The 570-nt window shown below is 36.7% G+C and carries 1 protein-coding gene; it reads right to left on the reverse strand.

Annotated elements, in window-relative coordinates; all coding sequences use genetic code 11:
* Positions 1–204, reverse strand: a 204-nt coding sequence (locus FJD34_RS28170; protein ID WP_211365108.1) for a hypothetical protein, incomplete at its 3' end; no start/stop codon positions are given.
* Between the last annotated feature and the right edge of the window lie 366 nt (positions 205–570).

Below are 570 nucleotides of genomic sequence, written 5' to 3' on the forward strand. Positions count from 1 at the left end.
TATCTTTTTTCCCTTGATTTCTTCGACTTTCTTATATGTTTCATTGTATTTGTCTAGAATGTCAAAACCACAGCCAAAATTGTTATTTTGGAACTCTTTTATTGAGTTTCTATTTTCAGCAAAGACACGTTGAACGTGTCCTATTCCGCCAGATGAATTAGAATTTTTATAATATTTTGCATTTATAGCGACGAAGTTGCTCATAGTTTTAAAAATGATGTTGTTCTAACTATGTTGTAACATTTATTTTCAGTTAATCAAGTGCTTATAAAGCACTACTTGTGCTTTAAAGCAACTTGGTGCTTTATAAAGCCTTTAAATGCCTCTATTTATTCCTTGATATATCTACATTCCGAAGGAGTGTTTTAGCCCATTAAAGCAGTCTGCGACTGCATGGGCCTCGCTACGCGAGGAAGATCAAGAGCAAGATCAACAACAGATCAAAAGCCAGATCAAGATCAAGAGCTGGTAGCCTTCTAAAAAACTTCGTTTTTTATCAGTTGCTGTCTGTTTCTAAAAGCTGCGGTGCCCTTGCTCTTATCACCAGAACAGCACCGGCAACGGTGCCAT

The organism is Pseudomonas brenneri, assembly GCF_007858285.1.
Taxonomy (GTDB): domain Bacteria; phylum Pseudomonadota; class Gammaproteobacteria; order Pseudomonadales; family Pseudomonadaceae; genus Aquipseudomonas; species Aquipseudomonas brenneri.